Here is a 17,117-nt window from a genome sequence, read left to right as displayed (position 1 = left end):
CTTTTTTGTATTACTTATGTTTGGCAATATACATCATGAGTGAAACTTAGTAACAACACTTTTCATACAAATCACCTTTCATACCGGCCAATCTGCTGGCACAAAATGGCGACTAGGCAAACTCACGCATCAGTTTTTGCGCTAATACAATGTCTGCAGGCGCTAGATCTACCATTGCTAAATGCCCTATTGGCACCCAATCTATTTGGTCATGCACACTGAGCACACAGTCCATCTCGGGCAATTCAGTAAACAGGCCAATTAGCTCGATGCTGACATCGGCATAATGATGCTGCGTGCGCGCAAATTCCTCACCAATATGCGCAGCAATATTGAGCTCTTCGTGCAGCTCACGCGCCAATGCTTCTGCTTCGCTTTCGCCGGCCTCAATCTTACCGCCAGGAAACTCCCAAAGCCCTGCTTGACGCTGACCGAGTGCGCGCCTAGCTACCAACACTAAGCCATCACGCAAGGCAATCGCTGCAACAACCTTAATCATTCCATATCCTTGTTAATAAAAGCTTTTTATCCAAAGAGTGGTTTGTGCCAACAAAGCAACGCCATAAGAATAGCTTTTTAGCGCGTAAAGAAACCTTACCGCGTACGTGTAGTCGTAAGAGTACTTATTTCAATGCAAAGTGTGCAACTTCCGTTAGTTATCATGTGGCCAAATTGTTGTCTTAGCTACGCGTTTGCCTCGCTCTCATGATACAAACTGTATCGTGGCGCATTATTAAATCAATCGGAGATGTCTATGTTAAGCATGATTATAGTAGGTCTAATTGCCGGCTGGTTGGCTGGCGTCGTGATGAAGGGCGGCGGCTACGGCATCATTGGCGATATCGTCGTGGGCATTGTCGGCGCTGTCATCGGCGGTAAACTATTTGAGGCACTAGGCTTGGCATCGAGCGGCGGTTTTATCGCCAGCATCATCGTTGCCACTGTTGGTGCAGTAGTATTAATTGCCATCATACGTTTCATCAAACGCGCGTAAAACCCACCAGAGTAATGCTATGCCAAGCGCCAAGGCACATGTCAGCAAGATGACAACGCCTAACCAACCTTGGCCAGCCCAGGCCACACCAGCCAAAGTGCCGAGCACGCTGGCGCCGAGGTAATAACTCAGTAAATACAGCGCGGCGGCCAATGCTTTATATTGGCCAGCGCGCTGCCCTACCCAGCTACTCGCAATGGCATGCGCACCAAAAAAAGCAAACGTTAGCAACGCCACACCTGCGAGAAGACAAGCCAAGTTACTGGCCAATGACAGCCATAAACCCAGAAACATCAGCAACCACATCCAAGCCAATGCTGCAGGTCGCCCTAGCTGCCGTGTTAGGCGACCCGACCACGCTGAAGCCAATGAGCCGGGTAAATACAGTAGAAATACAGCGCCGATAGCCGCCGAACTGAGCGAAAATGGCGGCAACTCAAGACGAAAGCTTAAATAGTTATACAGCCCGACAAATATGCCTAAAAGCAAAAAGCCCGTGATGTAGAGCGCCCAGAGCTGGGTATCGGAGGTAATGGCTTTTATCGCGCCGGCAAAGGCCTGTCGCCCCTGTCGAGACCATGGCAAAGCGCGGGCGTGAAAGTGCTGAGAAGGTGGTAAAAACCACCACATGACGATAGCAGCAAGTACGCCGACAACTCCAACTACTGCGACCGCATCTGCCCATGGCCAATGCTCAGCAACTACGGCGGTGACTAGACGACCACTCATGCCGCCCAATGCGGTGCCGGCAACATAGATGCCAATCACGCCGCCCACTGCTCGTGGCTCAACCTCTTCGCCGGCATAAGCCATCGCTGTCGCAGGTAGGCCGGCGAGCGCAATTCCGGCCAATGCACGTAGCATGAGAAGTTGCTCGAGGTTTTGCGCCCATGCAGTCATCACCGTGAATACAGCAGCAATGAACATCGCCCAGCACATAACCGGGCGGCGGCCAAAGCGGTCGGCGAGTAGGCTTGCAGGGATTAATGCCAAACCTAATGCGGCGGTGGCAATAGAGAGGATAAATGAGCTTTGCGCTGGCGATAACTGTAGGTCGCGGGCAAAGTGCGGCAGCAATGGCTGCGGCCAATACAGAAGCCAGAAAGTGGCAAAGCCACCGAGCAAAAGCGCATACGAAACCCGGCGGTAACCGGGCATCTGTTTACTCATGCAAGGGCAGCAAACCCGCGCGCGCAATCCGCTTTCAAGTCGTCGATATCTTCAAGGCCGACAGCAATGCGAATCAGCCCCTCACTAATTCGCGCCAACACTTTTGCCTCAGGACTTAAGCGCCCGTGAGTCGTTGAGCCCGGATGAGTAATTGTCGATTTCGTATCGCCCAAATTAGCGGTGATTGAGAGCAGCTGAGTCGCATTGATAAAGCGCCAAGCGGCTTCTCGCCCGCCCTCTACTTCAAACGACAATACGCCGCCAAAACCACTTTGCTGACGACAAGCCAGCTCATACTGCGGGTGCGACTTCAAGCCGGTGTAATGTACGGCTAGTACGTTCGGCTGCTGCTCCAGCCATTGCGCCAAGGCTAGGGCATTTTGCGCATGCGCAGTCATACGAATACGTAAGGTCTCTAGGCCTTTGAGAAAGACCCAGGCATTGAATGGGCTCATGGTTGGCCCACAAGTACGCACAACACCCAAAATTTCATTAATAAGCACCGCTGAACCAACCACAGCACCGCCTAGCGTACGGCCTTGACCATCGATGTATTTAGTTGCGGAATGAATCACCAAGTCAGCGCCTAGCGCCAAAGGCAATTGCTGAGCCGGTGTACAGAAACAGTTATCCACGGCAAGCAAAATGCCATGCTTATGCGCCAATGTGGCGAGTGCGGCAATGTCGACTAACTCACCCAATGGATTGCTCGGCGATTCTACAAAGAACAATTTTGTCGCCGGCGTAATGGCCGCTTCCCATGCAGATAGATCGGCTAATGGCACGAAGGTGGTGCTAACGCCGAAGTTATGAGCGTATTTGGTGAACAAGACATTGCTCGTGCCAAATAGGCTTTGCGATGTCACGATAGCATCACCCGATTTCAAAAGGCCTAGCACGGTGGACAAAATCGCTGCCATGCCGGAGCTGGTGGCAACCGCTTTTTCACCGCCCTCGAGTGCGGCTAAGCGCTCCTCAAAGCATTGCACTGTGGGGTTGGTATAGCGCGAATAGACATTGCCAGGCTTGGAGCCATCGAAGCGTGCCGCGGCTTCCTCTGCAGAGGCAAAAACATACGACGAAGTCAGAAATAAAGCTTCTGAATGCTCGCCATGATCGCTACGAATATTGCCGGCACGCACGGCAAGCGTGTCAAACTTCGGGGTGGAATGCTCGTTAGACATGCTTGCCTCACACTAAGAAATTAGTCGCCGTTGGATAAATCGACGAGGTTTGGCCCTTGCTGAACTCGATGCTTAGCGCCATCGCTACGCGAGGCTTGTAAGGCATCGAGGTAGCACTCATCGATATCGCCAGTTACGTATTCGCCATCAAATACTGAGCAATCAAAGCGCTCGATATCGGGATTGCCTTCGCGTGCAGCAGCGACTAAATCTTCCAGCTTTTGGAAAATCAACGCATCAGCGCCAATAAGCTCACAAATTTCTTGCTCAGTACGGCCATGAGCGATCAGCTCCGTGCGCGCCGGCATATCGATGCCATACACATTTGGATATTTCACTGCCGGTGCGGCCGAAGCGAAATAGACATGCTTAGCGCCAGCATCGCGAGCCATCTGGATGATTTCACGGCAGGTGGTGCCACGGACAATGGAGTCATCAACCAGCAGGACATTTTTGCCCATAAACTCGAGCTCAATCGGGTTGAGCTTTTGGCGTACGGATTTTTTCCGCTGACCCTGGCCCGGCATAATGAACGTGCGGCCGATATAACGGTTTTTCATGAAGCCCTCGCGGTACTTCACGTTCAAATGATTTGCCAACTCTAACGCCGCCGTGCGGCTAGTGTCAGGAATCGGAATCACCACATCGATTTCTAGGTCGGGATGCTCTTTCAAAATGGTATTGGCCAGCGTCTCACCCATACGCAGGCGAGCTTTATAGACCGAAATTTTATCGATAAACGAGTCAGGGCGAGCGAAATACACATGCTCAAAAATGCACGGTGAATACACCGGATTCTCCGCACACTGGCGCGTGTGCATATTGCCTTCGTTATCGATGAAAATCGCTTCACCCGGCTTCAAGTCGCGCACAACACGGAAGCCCACTGAAGTAATCGCTACCGACTCCGATGCGATGATGTATTCCTTACCATTCGCGGTGTCGCGTTCGCCAAAAATAATCGGGCGAATGCCGAAGGGGTCGCGAAAACCGATAATGCCGTAGCCACTGATCATTGCGACGACTGCGTAAGCGCCCTTGCAACGAACATGCACACCACTGACAGCAGCAAAAATATCGTCAATGCCGGGCACAATTTTGCCGCGAATTTGCAGCTCATGTGCAAACACATTGAGCAATACTTCGGAGTCAGAGTCGGTGTTGACGTGACGCAAATCGGAGCGATAAATATCTTTCGCCAAGGCTTCTGAGTTGGTCAGGTTGCCGTTGTGCGCGAGCGTGATGCCATACGGTGAGTTGACGTAAAACGGCTGCGCTTCAGCTGAACTAGACGAGCCGGCTGTTGGGTAGCGAACATGGCCGATGCCATAGTTGCCGACCAAGCGCAGCATGTGGCGGGTATGAAATACATCGCGCACCATGCCGTTGTCTTTGCGCAGAAATAAGCGATGATTATCGCTGGTGACAATACCAGCAGCGTCTTGTCCGCGATGCTGTAACACCGTGAGCGCGTCATAAAGTGCCTGATTAACCGGGCCTTTGCCGGCGATGGCAACGATTCCGCACATGGTGACCTCTCGAGCTTAGTGGCTAGCTGACTCGCTAGTATTTGGGGAACGAATAATGGTAATCGCCTGATCTTTCAGGTGACGAGCAACGGATTCATATTTCAAGATGGCACGCGGTAGCTGGGCTTCGCGAAACCAAGCATCGTTAACGATAAACGGTGCCATCAGCATGAGCGCGACAAGACAGAGCACAAAGCCTCGGGCAACACCAAAGACGCCGCCAAAAAATCGATCGACAAGGCTTAAGCCGCCGGCGCGCAACATCATACTAACGGCGTATCCGCCAAGGCTGCACACCACTAATGTGCCTAAAAATAAGCCGCCATAGGACATGACGAGGCGTATTGAGGGAGTGCCGACCCACTGTGCCAGCCATGCGGCCATGGGCTCGTTGTAAGTGCGGGCGAGATAAATTGCGAGAACCCAACCGGTGAGGGAGATCGCCTCGCGCACCAAACCACGCCAGAATCCGAAGATTAGCGATAGCGCGAGCACAACCAAGATGACGATATCTGCCGGATGCATAGAACTCAGAGTCAATGGCGGGAGGCTAAGGCCGGATGGCGCGCATCATACCAACTGCGACTTGCGCCGTCATGGACTTAAGGGCGATAGGGCACAATAAAACCGTTGAGTTTGAGCTCAGCATCGGCGCTTAAGCGCTGTTTTAAAGACTCGGCAATGCCGCGATCTAACTCAGGGCCAACACTCACTTTAAATACACCGCCCTGCTCTACAGCTGATGCACGGAAGCCATTTTTGCGCAATCGTGCAACTAAGTCATCGGCACTGGCTTTGCTACTAAGGCTGGCAACTTGCACAACCCAAGCGCTTGGTAAACCTGGGCCAGCCGGCTTGGCCTCAGCTTTAATGGCTGGTTTGGGATCTGACTTCGCTTCAGTTTTGACGACAGGCTTAGCTTCGGGCTTGCTGACCGGTGCAGCTTTGGTCTCGACAGCTGGCGCGGCTGCAACCTTGGCCTCCGCCGATTTAACCTCTACTGGCTTAGTTGTAGCCACTACAGTCGGCGCAACTTTAACTGGCGCTGGAGCAGCTGGCTTCGCAGCAGCCGGAGCACTAGTTTTTTCATTTTCGCCCGCTAAGCGAAAGCGCTCAGGAACATCTTCGGTTGTTTCGGGTGCGGCCTGAGTAGTCGGCTGCACAGGATAAAATGTTGGTTCGCCATGACTATCGGCAATACTTGCCTCAAGCTCTGCTGCTTGGTCTTGCAGCGCTGGCGCAAGGTCATTGGCGGTAGGCACAGCGGGCTTCGCAGGGATCTCTGGCGGCTGCAACGCAGCAACACCGGCACCCTCCAATACCATGGGCAAAAATAAAATAGCGGCTGCTACTAACACCACACCGCCTAAAACACGCTGCCCAATCACTTTTTCCATAGCTTACTCGCTGAGTGCCAACACGGCGGCAACCGTGTAGAACGAACCAAAGACGACAATTCTATCGTGCTCAGTAGCCTGAAGACGAGCAGATGCTAACGCCTCAGCCACACTATCGTGCGCAGAACACGCAGTTAAATCGATACTTGCTGCTATATCTGCCAATGCCGCAGCGGACTGTCCGCGAGGGCACGACAAACTGGCCAAACACCAGCTGTCGACATAGGCCTTACTGCTCGCCATCACGCCGGCGCTATCTTTATCGGCAAGCATGGCCAAGACCGCGATGGTGCGCCCTGGTGCAGCCAACGGCGCTATGTGCTGCCATAAAAACTTAGCGCCATGAGGGTTGTGCGCGACATCTAGTATTAGCTCAGGCACAGATGCCTTGCCTGCAAGATTCTTAGGCCAAGGCAGGCGCTGCATCCGCCCTGCAACACTAGTTTGGCGGAGACCTTCAGCTATTTCTGCAGCGGCAATAGGTTTATCCGTGAGCTCTGCCAATGCTTGCAATGCAGCAATGGCCGTAGCGGCGTTGTCTAAGGCCACGCTCGGCAAAGGCAAAAGCCAATCACCATACTGCCATGCGCCCCGATCGGCCTTAACAGCAAAATCGTAGTCTCGGCCTTTCACCCAAGTCGGTGCATCTAAGGCTTGAGCATGCTCAATCAGCGCAGCTTGTGGCTCGCGCTCGCCTAAGATTACTGGGCGGCCGGCACGCATGATGCCAGCCTTTTCACGCGCAATGCTGGCTAAGTTATCGCCTAGCCAGTCGGTATGATCGAGGCCGATATTAGTGATAACAGCCACGCTGGGGTCTACTAAATTAACAGCGTCTAAGCGCCCACCCAATCCCACTTCAAGCACAAGCAGGTCTGGGTTTTGGCGCTGAAACCAGTAAAAAGCAGCAAGCGTGGTATGTTCGAAATAGGTCAATGAGGTGTCGGCACGCACAGCCTCAATAGCATCAAGCGAATTGACTAAATCTGCATCGGAAATGAATGCGCCATCGCAATTAATACGCTCATGAAAATGCACTAAATGTGGGGATGTATAGCTGGCCACGCGCCATCCGGCAGCACGCGCAATGGCGACAATAGTCGCCACGGTCGAGCCTTTGCCATTGGTGCCTGCAACGGTGATTACAGGGCAGGGAAATTGGCGCAGATTGAGTCGGTCGGCTACCTCGCCAACACGCTCAAGACCAAGATCAATCGCGCTTGGATGACGCTGCTCAAGTATCGCAAGCCAATCGCTGACGCTTTTGGCATTTTCATCTAACGCAGACATCATGCGGGCACCTACCGGTTTGATCACACGGGAAAGTGCATAAATTTAGCGAGTAGGCGGAATAAGCTATCGCGCATTTCGTGGCGATGAATAATGACATCGACCGTGCCATGAGCGAGCAAAAACTCCGAGCGCTGAAAGCCCTCAGGCAATTTTTGACGGACGGTTTGCTCAATCACGCGCGGGCCGGCAAAGCCGATTAAGGCGTTTGGCTCTGCGGCATTAATGTCACCAAGCATGGCTAAACTCGCTGAGACGCCGCCATAAACAGGATCGGTGAGCACTGAAATATAAGGTACGCCAGCCTCTTTCATACGCTCCAAAGCAGCCGATGTACGCGCCATTTGCATCAGCGAAAATAGCGCCTCTTGCATACGGGCACCGCCAGAGGCCGCGAAGCAAATCAGAGGCACTCTGTGCTTCAAGCAATACTCAGCTGCCAAAACAAAGCGCGAACCCACAACTGAACCCATGGAGCCGCCCATAAAGTCAAATTCGAAAGCGACGACAACAACAGGCAGCTCATTGATTGTGCCTTTCATCACCACTAGCGCGTCTTTTTCGCCAGTATTTGCTTGAGCATCGGCTAGGCGATCGCTGTAACGCTTGGAATCTTTGAAGCGTAAAATATCGACAGGCGATAGTTCCTGCCCTAGCTCTTCACGACCTTCGGTATCGAGAGTGATGTCGATACGGTGACGTGCACCAATGCGTAAATGGTGCTGGCATTTAGGGCAGACATGTTGGTTACGCTCAACCTCTGCTTGATAGAGTACGGACTCACACTTGGGGCACTTACGCCACAGGCCCTCAGGCACCGCAACACGGCGATCGGCTGCAGACTGGGCACCAACATTCGGAAGAATGCGCTCTAACCAACTCGAACTCATCGATGACTCCTTATGAGCCAGCTCACGCTGACTCGGCCCTCAGGCCTGATCTATTGCAGCGCGTAGCGGCGCTAAAATATTCGCTACGGCAGCAGGAATTTGTTGTGGCGTAGCGGCAAGCTCGCCCATACGCTGCACTAATACTGAGCCCACCACGACACCATCAGCGACACGCGCCACAGCAGCGGCAGATTCAGCATCCTTGATACCAAAACCAACGCCAATGGGCAATTGCGTCAAAGTACGCAGTTGGGCAATACGTGCGCTTACCGCGCCAACATCGAGCGCGGCAGAGCCGGTTACGCCATTAAGCGAGACATAATACACATAGCCGCTGGCTGCTGCGGTAATGCGGGCGGCGCGGGCCATGGTAGTGGTTGGTGCGAGCAAGTAAATTGGATCGATGCCCACTCGCTTATATTCTGCCATTAGCTCATCAGCCTCTTCTGGCGGCATGTCTACAGTGAGCACACCATCAATGCCCGCTTCAGCGCAGGCATCGGCAAATGTGGCGTAACCCATGGCTTCGACGGGGTTTAAATAGCCCATCAAGACAATCGGTGTTTGGCTATCTTTGCGGCGAAACTCGGTGACCATTTTTAGTACATCACGCAATGAGACGTGATGTGTCAATGCACGTTCATGGCCCAAGGTAATGGTCGGACCATCAGCCATTGGGTCAGAAAATGGCACGCCAATTTCGAGCACATTGGAGCCTGCGGTGACTAGCGCATGCAGAACATCAACGGTAATTTCTGGTGTTGGATCGCCAGCAACAATATAGGGTATTAAGGCTTTGGTGCCGCTAGCTTTTAGCGCGGCAAAACAGGCTGTTAAACGGCTCACGCATTAACCCTCTTGATCAAGATTGGCGACAGTCATCAAGTCTTTGTCGCCACGGCCAGATAAATTCACAATGATGATTTGCTCTGGGCTCATGGTTGGTGCCAGCTTTTCGACATAGGCCAAAGCATGGCTGGACTCAAGCGCAGGAATGATGCCTTCAGTACGTGTTAAACGATGAAAGCCCGCAAGCGCTTCAGTGTCATTAATGGTGACGTAGTCGGCACGGCCAATGTCTTTTAACCAGCTATGCTCTGGGCCGACACCGGGATAATCCAAACCAGCAGAAATTGAATGTGTTTCGATGACTTGACCGTCTTTGTCGCTCATTAGGTAGGTGCGGTTGCCGTGCAATACGCCTGGGCGGCCGGCATTTAATGGTGCCGAATGTTGGCCATCGCCAGCATTAATGCCGTGCCCTGCTGCTTCCACGCCGAATATTTTCACTGACTCATCGGCTAAAAAAGGATGGAACAAGCCAATGGCATTAGAGCCACCGCCAACGCAAGCAACCAACGCGTCGGGCAGCTTGCCAGTCTGCTCTAAACACTGACGCCGCGCTTCACGACCAATGACTGACTGGAAGTCGCGCACCATCATTGGGTATGGGTGTGGGCCGGCCACAGTACCAATGATGTAAAAAGTGTTTTCGACGTTGGTTACCCAGTCACGCATGGCCTCGTTCAAGGCATCTTTCAGTGTTTTCGAGCCAGAAGTCACCGGCACTACCGTCGCGCCCAAGAGCTTCATACGATAGACATTTGGCGACTGGCGCTTAACATCTTCGGAGCCCATATAGACCACGCACTCCATGCCTAAACGCGCAGCAATGGTCGCCGTAGCAACACCATGTTGGCCTGCGCCCGTCTCAGCAATCACACGGGTTTTGCCCGAAATCTTGGCCAGCAAAGCCTGGCCAATGGTGTTGTTAATTTTGTGTGCGCCAGTGTGATTTAAATCTTCACGCTTAAGATAAATCTGTGCGCCACCGAGCTCACGACTCCAGCGCTCTGCGTGATACAGCGGCGATGGACGGCCAACGTAATGCGCTAAATCGTGATCAAACTCTGCAAGAAAATCAGGATCATTTTTTAGGCGCGCATAAAGCTGATCGAGTTCATCAAGTGCGGCCATTAGTGTTTCTGAGGCGAAACGACCACCGTGGATGCCAAAATGACCGCGAGCATCGGGAAATTTAGAAAAATCAATGGACTGCGGTGCACTCATGCTGCTTGAACTCCTGCCATAAAGGCGATTAATTTTTCGGCACTTTTAATGCCTTTAGCTGATTCAACGCCACCGCTAACATCTACGGCATAAGGCCTGACTGCGCGAATGGCATCGGCTACATTAGACGCGCTTAAGCCGCCTGCCAACACCACACGCGTAGACATCTCTTTAGGAACTTGCTGCCAGTCAAAACATAAGCCCGTGCCACCGGGCTGATTTGGGTGCCATGCATCGAGCAAAATCGCTGCCGCAGATGGATATTCACGCATACGAGCGGCAACATCATCGCCGGACTGCACACGTAACGCTTTGATATAAGGACGTTGAAATTGCTGGCAGTAGGCTTCGGTCTCATCGCCATGAAATTGCAGCAGGCTTAATGGTGCGGTCGCTAGCGTAGCGTGCACTTGCTGGGCAGGAGCATCGACAAAGAGCCCAACGGTGCTCACAAACGGCGGCAAGCTAGCAATGATGGCGGCGGCCTGAGCTGCACTCACGGCACGTGGGCTAGGCTCATAAAACACAAAGCCCAAAGCATCTGCACCAGCTGTAATAGCATGAAGTGCATCTTCCTTGCGGGTGATACCGCAGATTTTAACGCGCGTTCTTGCGTGAATAGGCAATGACACTGTGCTGACACCCTTGGCCAAATCAGCCTGCGAGTGTAGCAAAGGCCGTGCCTAGTGGCACGGCCTGAGCCGCGTAATTAGCGACGATTGCGTATTTTATCGATAAGGAAGAAAACCAGTAAAATCAGCAAAACAAAGAGGACCATGATACGGGCAAACCACTGATACGGCTTCAGTGTAGAGGTCACCGGAGCTACCAGTGTCTCATCACTGACAACTGTAGCCGCTGCTACTGCCTGAGCATTTGCTGTTTCAGCATCAACCTCATTCTCAGTAGCTGCATCACTTTCAACGATGAGCATGTCATCTGTAGAAGCTACCACTGCGCCATCTGTTGCTGCAGAGTCCACATCAGCAGTTACGTTTGCGGCAGCAGCTTCTTTAGTCGCCGCACCTTTGGCGGCAGCGCTATCGAATGCAGCAATTTGCGCTTCCAAATCGGCCACTTGCGCTTTCGCTGCCTTCAGCCCTTGCTCAAGAGTGGCACGGTCTTGCGAACTTGTCGGGGCACTTGACTGAGCTGGCTGGGCAGGCTTGGCGGCAACAACAGGAGCCGCGGCGACCTCGGCAGACTTTTTGACGACTGGTGCGGTTGGCTTAGTAGCTGGCTTCTTGCTTGGTGCCGGCGCTTCTGCAGCAGGCTTACTGGTTTCCGCTTTAGCTACTGGAGCTACAGACTCAACCGTTGGATTATAGGGCTTAGCCTGCGACTGAATAGATACCGGCTTAACTGCATTAGAGGCAGCGGGCTTTGAATCAACTACCTCAACCGGCTTCTTCTCAGGCGTAATTTTAATTACTGGACGCTCAGGTGGCGGGTTTTTCGCAGCAATGGGTTGCAGGCCTAAAGCCGAGCCCACTTGCTGTAAGCGGCCTTCGCCAGCTGTACTAATGTTCACGACAAACGACACGCGCTCATCGGGGAAGGCATCGGCAGTAGTGGCTCGTGCTACGACATGAAAATTGGGCAGCGTAATCATTTGGAAGCGAACGTTATCGCCCCAGCTTGGGCGGGTCAGGCCAAGACGAGCGTGTTCGGCCTCACTGGCAACACGTACCTGAACTTCATTGGCATTGGTAATGGCCAAATCACCCAGCTCAATATCCATGCGTAATGGCTGCTTGGCAGCCGACCACGCCGACATATTTTCAACAGTGAATGCTTGCGCAGTTGCACTCAAGCCTAAAGTAGCTATCGCCAAACATGTGGCTTGAAATAATTTCTGCACAGACGTTCTCCAATGATCATATTATTTTTATATGTTGCGCAGTAAACTCGCAAATGAGCTTGCTGCCAAGTGCTACGCCAATTTTATGACACTTTTCAAGCAGCTTAACAGCCTAAGCAATCGGCCAAGCCGACAGCCAGCTTGGGCCCAAAGTCTCACGCGGCAATGCATCAGGATAGTGCGCGTCGACAAAGTACAAGCCATCTGGTGCTGCCGTAATGCCACCAGCACTGCGATCGCCACTGGCAAGCACCTCAGCCGCCCAGACAGGCTCGGCATCCCCCTGCCCTATCGCGAGTAACACGCCCACGATATTGCGCACCATATGATGCAAAAAACCATCGGCCTGAATATCCAAACGAATCAATGGCCCGCGCCGCTCAATATTAATGAAATGAACATCGCGTACCGGCCGATTGGATTGGCAAGCGACTGCACGGTAAGCGCTGAAATCATGGACACCGACCAAGTGCTGAGCGGCCTCGTGCATGCGCCCTGCGTTGAGCGCATGGTAATGCCAAGTTGCTCGCCCAGTTAAATGGCTGGAGCGGCGCGGATGGTTATAAATAATGTAGTGATAGCGTCGCGCTGTGGCTTGAAAGCGCGCATGAAAATCATCACGAATCGGCGTTAGCCAGCGTAGAGTAATACTCTCGGGCAGGCAGGTATTGACGCCCATTAGCCAGTTACGCTCGGTACGAATCGATGGGCTATTGAAATGGGCGATCATGCCAGAAGCATGCACGCCGGCATCGGTGCGGCCGGCACCATGAACAATGACAGGATGATTGGCGACCTTGCTGAGCGCCGCCTCTAGCGTAGCTTGAACACTAGCAACGCCGACTTGCTGAGTTTGCCAGCCACGATAAAAACGGCCATCGAACTCGATGCCGATAGCATAGCGCTGAGTCATCAAATTCGCGCTTAGCCTAGCTCATCAATAAGTGCTTTAGCGCGCGCACGCTGCTCGCTAGTGCCACCTTCAACAACACGATCGAGCAATTGACGTGCAGCATCAACCTCGTTCATATCCAAATAGGCTTGAGCTAAATCGAGACGGGTTTGGAACGCTTCGGATTCACTGTCATTGAGGAAGTCGTACTCACCCTCATCTTCGGCATCATCGTCGCCAGCGGGTTCATCAGCATAGCTACCTAATGAGGATGAGCCTGCTGTCAAATTCGCGAAGGTATCGTCGAATGTGGGTTCGGTGCGATCTTCGGTAGCAGCTTCGACGGCATCCTCTTTCGAGCTTTCTGGAGCTGACTCTGCTGCGCTTGCAGCTTCTTTGTTTTGAGCACGTTGGCGCAGCAACACCACAAAAAGCAGCAGCCAAAAGATGCCAGCGGCTAGCCACCACAGCCAGTTATTGTCATGTTCCGATGATTCATCGCTGACAGCGTCGGCCGCATCATCTGCCACTGGCTCACCGCGCTCCATAGCAGCTAAACGCTCATCCAATACCTGCAAACGCTTATCAGCATCGGCATTTTCTTCATTTAAAGCAGCTAGTCGATTGCTTAATTGCAGGCGTTTGTCGAGCAGACTCGTGCGCTCAGTCTCAGCATCGGCTAAAGCGCTAGCAGCGGCGTCACTACCTGAGTTTTCGGCCGCACCACTAGCACCACCACTATCTTTTCCTGGTGATACCAGTGTCAGATTAGCATCAGCACTTGCTTCACCATTTTCAGCGCCTGCAGCAGCAACCACTGGCTTCTTCAGTGTCGGCTCAAGTAAGCCTTCGGCCTGTTTTAAAGCTTTTTGATACCAACGATTGGCAGCGCGCTCAGTTGGGATTTCGATAGTTGTAGTATCAGGCAAGCTAAGGCTAGCACCGGCACGGATAAGGTTTATATTGCCGCTGATAAAGGCCTGCGGGTTACGCTCACGAATGATTTTTTGGCGTTGATTCAGGCTTAAATCCTGATCCCATTCACTGGCAATTTGACTCAATGTATCGCCGTGGCGGACTAAAAGTTGACCACTACGAGCTTGCACTGGGCTCTCGACCACCGGCACTGCGGTGAACTTTTCGACAGCTCTAGGCCGCACAGGAATAACGACAGTAGCTTCAGTTGTCGGTAATGCCGCTGGCCCTGCCGACTCTGCAACACTGTCGTTTGCTGGCAACGCACTACCCGCAGCGGGCAAGCTAACGCTGACTTGCTGCAAGCGCACATGGCCAGGCCAACTGAGTTGCACTAAGAAGTTTTGCTCGCTATTGGGAGCCAATGCTGAAGCTTTACCACGCACCTGTAGCTGACCCTTGGCATCACGCACAGTGGTAAACACCATTTGGTCGAGCCAAATTGGGCGTTGCATGCCCAGAAGTGCGTGATCAGCGGCGGTTGCTGGCGTAACTAGAATGCTATCGTCAGCAAAACCTTCGCTATCGATGATGGCAATTTGCACTGCCAATGGTTCACCAACACGTGATTGCGGGCGTATTTCACCGACGGAGACAGCCAATGCAGGCGTCGTCAACATCAGGCCTAGGGCCACAAAGGCGGCGTATTGCAGGCCGTGGCGCATGGGGTGTCTCCTTGGCGAACGTATTCTTCTTGTCGCGATAATGCCGCTTTATCCTAAATTCATCAAGACGTTAAGCACAGGGCGTACCAGCCCAGCGCGAATTGGGTCGGCAATTATCCATAACGAACCGCGATTATCACTGACCTGCACACGGGCAATGCTAACGCCATCATGATCAGCACCATCGGACACTGGGCTTGGTAATTCGCTGGCCTGAGCCGCTGTCACTTGCGTATGCGGTAGCGTGCTCAGTAACTTATCTATATCTGCGGTAATGGCTGTTTCTGTATGCCAGCGCAGCTGCACCATAGCGCCGAAAAACAGCGGCATAACGACTTGCTCGACGCTAATCACTGGTGCGTAGGCGCTAAATGATTTTTCGATGCGGCGTTCGCGAGCAGTACGGCCTGAGCTATCGCGTTGGCCATCAGCTAAAAGTACGTTAAAGGCAATTTGCTGTGTCCAGACTGTAGGCTCAATGCCACGTCCGTTGAGTAGGTTGCCGGTTTGGGCTGCTAACTCTTTCACACCAGCTTTACCGCGCAACGACACTGATGACAGTGCTGTAATTGCCAACTCTGTGAGCGGTGCTTGCTCAGCTAATGCATCGAGCACGGGCTGACACAGCGCGACTAATGGATCATCGCAGACGATCAACAGGTCAGCACCAGTAGCTTGTGACAAGGGCACGGCGCGTGGGTGAGCACGCAAATGCCCGGTGACATCCCAAACGCGAACGCCGGCCTGCAAAAGCTGCGCGGCTAACTCGTCGGCAACATCAGCAGGCACGGCCAAAATGGCTTCGCTCAAATCATCGAAGCGGTCGGCCGCTAACTCCTCGACCACCTCGATGGCGATGGGCCGATCACGATAGACGCGGGTTTCCTCGCCGGAGGCGGCACTGGCGAACAAACGCAAACGCCCAACGAATGCGGGTTGCGCTTCGAGACCATCGAAAAATGCGCGCCCGACCTCGCCTGTCACCCCAAACAAACCCACTGACTGCGTGATAGCGGCCATCTATTTTAAGCTCCTTGACGCGCAAGTAAGATGCGCAGCATGCGACGCAATGGTTCAGCAGCGCCCCACAATAATTGGTCACCAATGACAAAGGCCGAGACATACTCAGGGCCCATATTGAGCTTGCGAACACGGCCAACACCTATTTGCAAAGTGCCGGTAATAGCCGCTGGCGTCAGTTCAGCAACAGTCTCGTCGCGGTCATTCGGCACCCATTTCACCCAGTCGTTACCGGCTCGGATGATTTGCTCGATTTCTTCCAATGGCAGATCTTTTTTCAGCTTCAGCGTGAGCGCTAAGCTATGGCAGCGCATGGCACCGATGCGCACGCAGAGGCCATCAACGGGCACTGTGGCGCTAGTACCAAGAATTTTGTTGACCTCAGCCTGGCCCTTCCACTCTTCTTTGGTTTGACCGTTGTCGAGTTGTTTATCGATCCACGGAATCAAACCACCGGCCAATGGCGCGCCGAAAAATTCGCGCGGCACATCGTTGCGAATGGTGTTGGAGACTTTGCGATCGATGGCCAAAATTGCCGACGATGGCGTGTCTAGCTCTTCGCTAACGGCATCGTGAATCACGCCCATACCGCGCAATAATTCGCGCATATGATTGGCACCACCACCCGAGGCTGCTTGGTAAGTCATCGACGTGACCCAATCAACCAAACCGGCTTTGAACAAACCGCCAACACCCATCAGCAAGATAGAGTTGGTGCAGTTGCCGCCGATAAAGTTTTTCACGCCTTTATCGAGTGCAGCGTCGATCAAGTCGTCATTGACGGGATCGAGCACGATGACGGCATCGTCTTCCATGCGTAATGTGGAGGCGGCGTCGATCCAGTAACCATCCCAGCCAGCTTCGCGCAGTTTAGGGAAAATTTCGCTGGTGTAATCACCGCCTTGGCAGCTGATGATGGTGTCCATGGCTTTGAGCGCGTCGATGCTGTGTGCGTCTTGCAATACACCGGCATCTTTATCGCCAAAATGCGGCGCGATGCTGCCTGGGCTTGATGTGGTGAAATACACGGGATCGATGTGATCGAAATCTTTTTCAGTGCTCATGCGCTGCATCAGTACTGAACCCACCATGCCACGCCAACCGACTAAACCTACTTTCATTTTCGTCTCCATCTCATCAAATTAAGTGGCACCAAACTCATCGAGAATGACGCTTAAAA

Annotated in this window: 17 protein-coding genes; 1 reads left to right on the top strand and 16 read right to left on the bottom strand. The window is 53.0% G+C overall.

The genetic code is table 11. The features are described 5' to 3' along the window. Positions 1 to 112: 112 nt before the first annotated feature. Positions 113 to 499, bottom strand: a complete 387-nt coding sequence (locus AC3DKE_RS03945) for a (deoxy)nucleoside triphosphate pyrophosphohydrolase (protein ID WP_340674957.1) — start codon at positions 497 to 499, stop codon at positions 113 to 115. A gap of 255 nt (positions 500 to 754) precedes the next feature. Here AC3DKE_RS03945 and AC3DKE_RS03940 point away from each other — a divergent pair, with 255 nt between their 5' ends. Continuing rightward, positions 755 to 994 carry a GlsB/YeaQ/YmgE family stress response membrane protein gene (locus AC3DKE_RS03940; RefSeq protein ID WP_340674956.1) on the top strand — a complete coding sequence of 80 codons (240 nt, stop codon included), beginning with the start codon at positions 755 to 757 and terminating at the stop codon, positions 992 to 994. Here AC3DKE_RS03940 and AC3DKE_RS03935 read toward each other — a convergent pair. From AC3DKE_RS03935 to asd, 15 genes are all read right to left on the bottom strand, one after another. Continuing rightward, positions 959 to 2,152: an MFS transporter gene (locus tag AC3DKE_RS03935; protein WP_340674955.1), complete on the bottom strand. Its 1,194-nt coding sequence runs from the start codon at positions 2,150 to 2,152 to the stop codon at positions 959 to 961. The genes AC3DKE_RS03940 and AC3DKE_RS03935 overlap by 36 nt on opposite strands. 8 nt (positions 2,153 to 2,160) lie before the next feature. Further along, entirely contained in the window at positions 2,161 to 3,348 is a 1,188-nt protein-coding gene (locus tag AC3DKE_RS03930) for an O-succinylhomoserine sulfhydrylase (RefSeq protein WP_379069081.1), read from the bottom strand. 20 nt (positions 3,349 to 3,368) lie between these two features. Continuing rightward, on the bottom strand, positions 3,369 to 4,877 hold the full coding sequence (purF, locus tag AC3DKE_RS03925) for an amidophosphoribosyltransferase (RefSeq protein ID WP_340674953.1): 1,509 nt from the start codon (positions 4,875 to 4,877) through the stop codon (positions 3,369 to 3,371). A 15-nt stretch (positions 4,878 to 4,892) separates the two neighbouring features. Continuing rightward, on the bottom strand, positions 4,893 to 5,402 hold the full coding sequence (locus AC3DKE_RS03920) for a CvpA family protein (protein ID WP_340674952.1): 510 nt from the start codon (positions 5,400 to 5,402) through the stop codon (positions 4,893 to 4,895). Between the two features lie 77 nt (positions 5,403 to 5,479). Then, on the bottom strand, positions 5,480 to 6,274 hold the full coding sequence (locus AC3DKE_RS03915; protein ID WP_487990113.1) for an SPOR domain-containing protein: 795 nt from the start codon (positions 6,272 to 6,274) through the stop codon (positions 5,480 to 5,482). Between the two features lie 3 nt (positions 6,275 to 6,277). Further along, positions 6,278 to 7,567, bottom strand: a complete 1,290-nt coding sequence (gene folC / locus AC3DKE_RS03910; RefSeq protein ID WP_487990112.1) for a bifunctional tetrahydrofolate synthase/dihydrofolate synthase — start codon at positions 7,565 to 7,567, stop codon at positions 6,278 to 6,280. Between the two features lie 20 nt (positions 7,568 to 7,587). Further along, on the bottom strand, positions 7,588 to 8,454 hold the full coding sequence (gene accD / locus AC3DKE_RS03905; protein ID WP_340674949.1) for an acetyl-CoA carboxylase, carboxyltransferase subunit beta: 867 nt from the start codon (positions 8,452 to 8,454) through the stop codon (positions 7,588 to 7,590). A 39-nt stretch (positions 8,455 to 8,493) separates the two neighbouring features. After that, complete coding sequence (gene trpA, locus AC3DKE_RS03900) at positions 8,494 to 9,300, bottom strand: tryptophan synthase subunit alpha (RefSeq protein ID WP_487990111.1); 807 nt, start codon at positions 9,298 to 9,300, stop codon at positions 8,494 to 8,496. A gap of 3 nt (positions 9,301 to 9,303) precedes the next feature. Then, the gene (gene trpB / locus AC3DKE_RS03895; protein WP_340674947.1) at positions 9,304 to 10,524 is read right to left on the bottom strand and encodes a tryptophan synthase subunit beta; all 1,221 of its coding nucleotides are present in this window, start codon (positions 10,522 to 10,524) and stop codon (positions 9,304 to 9,306) included. Beyond that, positions 10,521 to 11,156, bottom strand: a complete 636-nt coding sequence (locus tag AC3DKE_RS03890; RefSeq protein WP_379072079.1) for a phosphoribosylanthranilate isomerase — start codon at positions 11,154 to 11,156, stop codon at positions 10,521 to 10,523. The genes trpB and AC3DKE_RS03890 overlap by 4 nt, the downstream gene beginning before the upstream one ends. A 77-nt stretch (positions 11,157 to 11,233) precedes the next feature. Then, positions 11,234 to 12,385, bottom strand: coding sequence for a FimV/HubP-related protein (locus AC3DKE_RS03885; protein WP_340674946.1), 1,152 nt, complete (start codon positions 12,383 to 12,385; stop codon positions 11,234 to 11,236). A gap of 112 nt (positions 12,386 to 12,497) precedes the next feature. Next, positions 12,498 to 13,298, bottom strand: coding sequence for a tRNA pseudouridine(38-40) synthase TruA (gene truA, locus AC3DKE_RS03880; RefSeq protein ID WP_487990110.1), 801 nt, complete (start codon positions 13,296 to 13,298; stop codon positions 12,498 to 12,500). Positions 13,299 to 13,309: 11 nt separating this feature from the next. Continuing rightward, positions 13,310 to 14,917: a motility hub landmark protein FimV gene (locus tag AC3DKE_RS03875; RefSeq protein WP_487990109.1), complete on the bottom strand. Its 1,608-nt coding sequence runs from the start codon at positions 14,915 to 14,917 to the stop codon at positions 13,310 to 13,312. Positions 14,918 to 14,965: 48 nt separating this feature from the next. After that, positions 14,966 to 15,937, bottom strand: coding sequence for an Asd/ArgC dimerization domain-containing protein (locus tag AC3DKE_RS03870; RefSeq protein WP_487990108.1), 972 nt, complete (start codon positions 15,935 to 15,937; stop codon positions 14,966 to 14,968). A 5-nt stretch (positions 15,938 to 15,942) separates the two neighbouring features. Then, the gene (gene asd / locus AC3DKE_RS03865) at positions 15,943 to 17,058 is read right to left on the bottom strand and encodes an aspartate-semialdehyde dehydrogenase (protein ID WP_340674942.1); all 1,116 of its coding nucleotides are present in this window, start codon (positions 17,056 to 17,058) and stop codon (positions 15,943 to 15,945) included. Positions 17,059 to 17,117 lie beyond the last annotated feature (59 nt).

Source organism: Paraperlucidibaca sp. (assembly GCF_982810325.1).
This window is presented reverse-complemented; position numbering and strand designations above follow the sequence as displayed.

What these genes read in the sequence shown, in the direction of transcription:
- AC3DKE_RS03945 (WP_340674957.1), bottom strand. Translation starts at nt 499, where the DNA reads ATGATTAAGGTTGTTGCAGCGATTGCCTTGCGTGATGGCTTAGTGTTG.
- truA (WP_487990110.1), bottom strand. Translation starts at nt 13,298, where the DNA reads ATGACTCAGCGCTATGCTATCGGCATCGAGTTCGATGGCCGTTTTTAT.
- AC3DKE_RS03935 (WP_340674955.1), bottom strand. Translation starts at nt 2,152, where the DNA reads ATGCCCGGTTACCGCCGGGTTTCGTATGCGCTTTTGCTCGGTGGCTTT.
- AC3DKE_RS03875 (WP_487990109.1), bottom strand. Translation starts at nt 14,917, where the DNA reads ATGCGCCACGGCCTGCAATACGCCGCCTTTGTGGCCCTAGGCCTGATG.
- purF (WP_340674953.1), bottom strand. Translation starts at nt 4,877, where the DNA reads ATGTGCGGAATCGTTGCCATCGCCGGCAAAGGCCCGGTTAATCAGGCA.
- asd (WP_340674942.1), bottom strand. Translation starts at nt 17,058, where the DNA reads ATGAAAGTAGGTTTAGTCGGTTGGCGTGGCATGGTGGGTTCAGTACTG.
- accD (WP_340674949.1), bottom strand. Translation starts at nt 8,454, where the DNA reads ATGAGTTCGAGTTGGTTAGAGCGCATTCTTCCGAATGTTGGTGCCCAG.
- AC3DKE_RS03940 (WP_340674956.1), top strand. Translation starts at nt 755, where the DNA reads ATGTTAAGCATGATTATAGTAGGTCTAATTGCCGGCTGGTTGGCTGGC.
- AC3DKE_RS03915 (WP_487990113.1), bottom strand. Translation starts at nt 6,274, where the DNA reads ATGGAAAAAGTGATTGGGCAGCGTGTTTTAGGCGGTGTGGTGTTAGTA.
- AC3DKE_RS03930 (WP_379069081.1), bottom strand. Translation starts at nt 3,348, where the DNA reads ATGTCTAACGAGCATTCCACCCCGAAGTTTGACACGCTTGCCGTGCGT.
- trpB (WP_340674947.1), bottom strand. Translation starts at nt 10,524, where the DNA reads ATGAGTGCACCGCAGTCCATTGATTTTTCTAAATTTCCCGATGCTCGC.
- folC (WP_487990112.1), bottom strand. Translation starts at nt 7,567, where the DNA reads ATGATGTCTGCGTTAGATGAAAATGCCAAAAGCGTCAGCGATTGGCTT.
- AC3DKE_RS03920 (WP_340674952.1), bottom strand. Translation starts at nt 5,402, where the DNA reads ATGCATCCGGCAGATATCGTCATCTTGGTTGTGCTCGCGCTATCGCTA.
- AC3DKE_RS03870 (WP_487990108.1), bottom strand. Translation starts at nt 15,937, where the DNA reads ATGGCCGCTATCACGCAGTCAGTGGGTTTGTTTGGGGTGACAGGCGAG.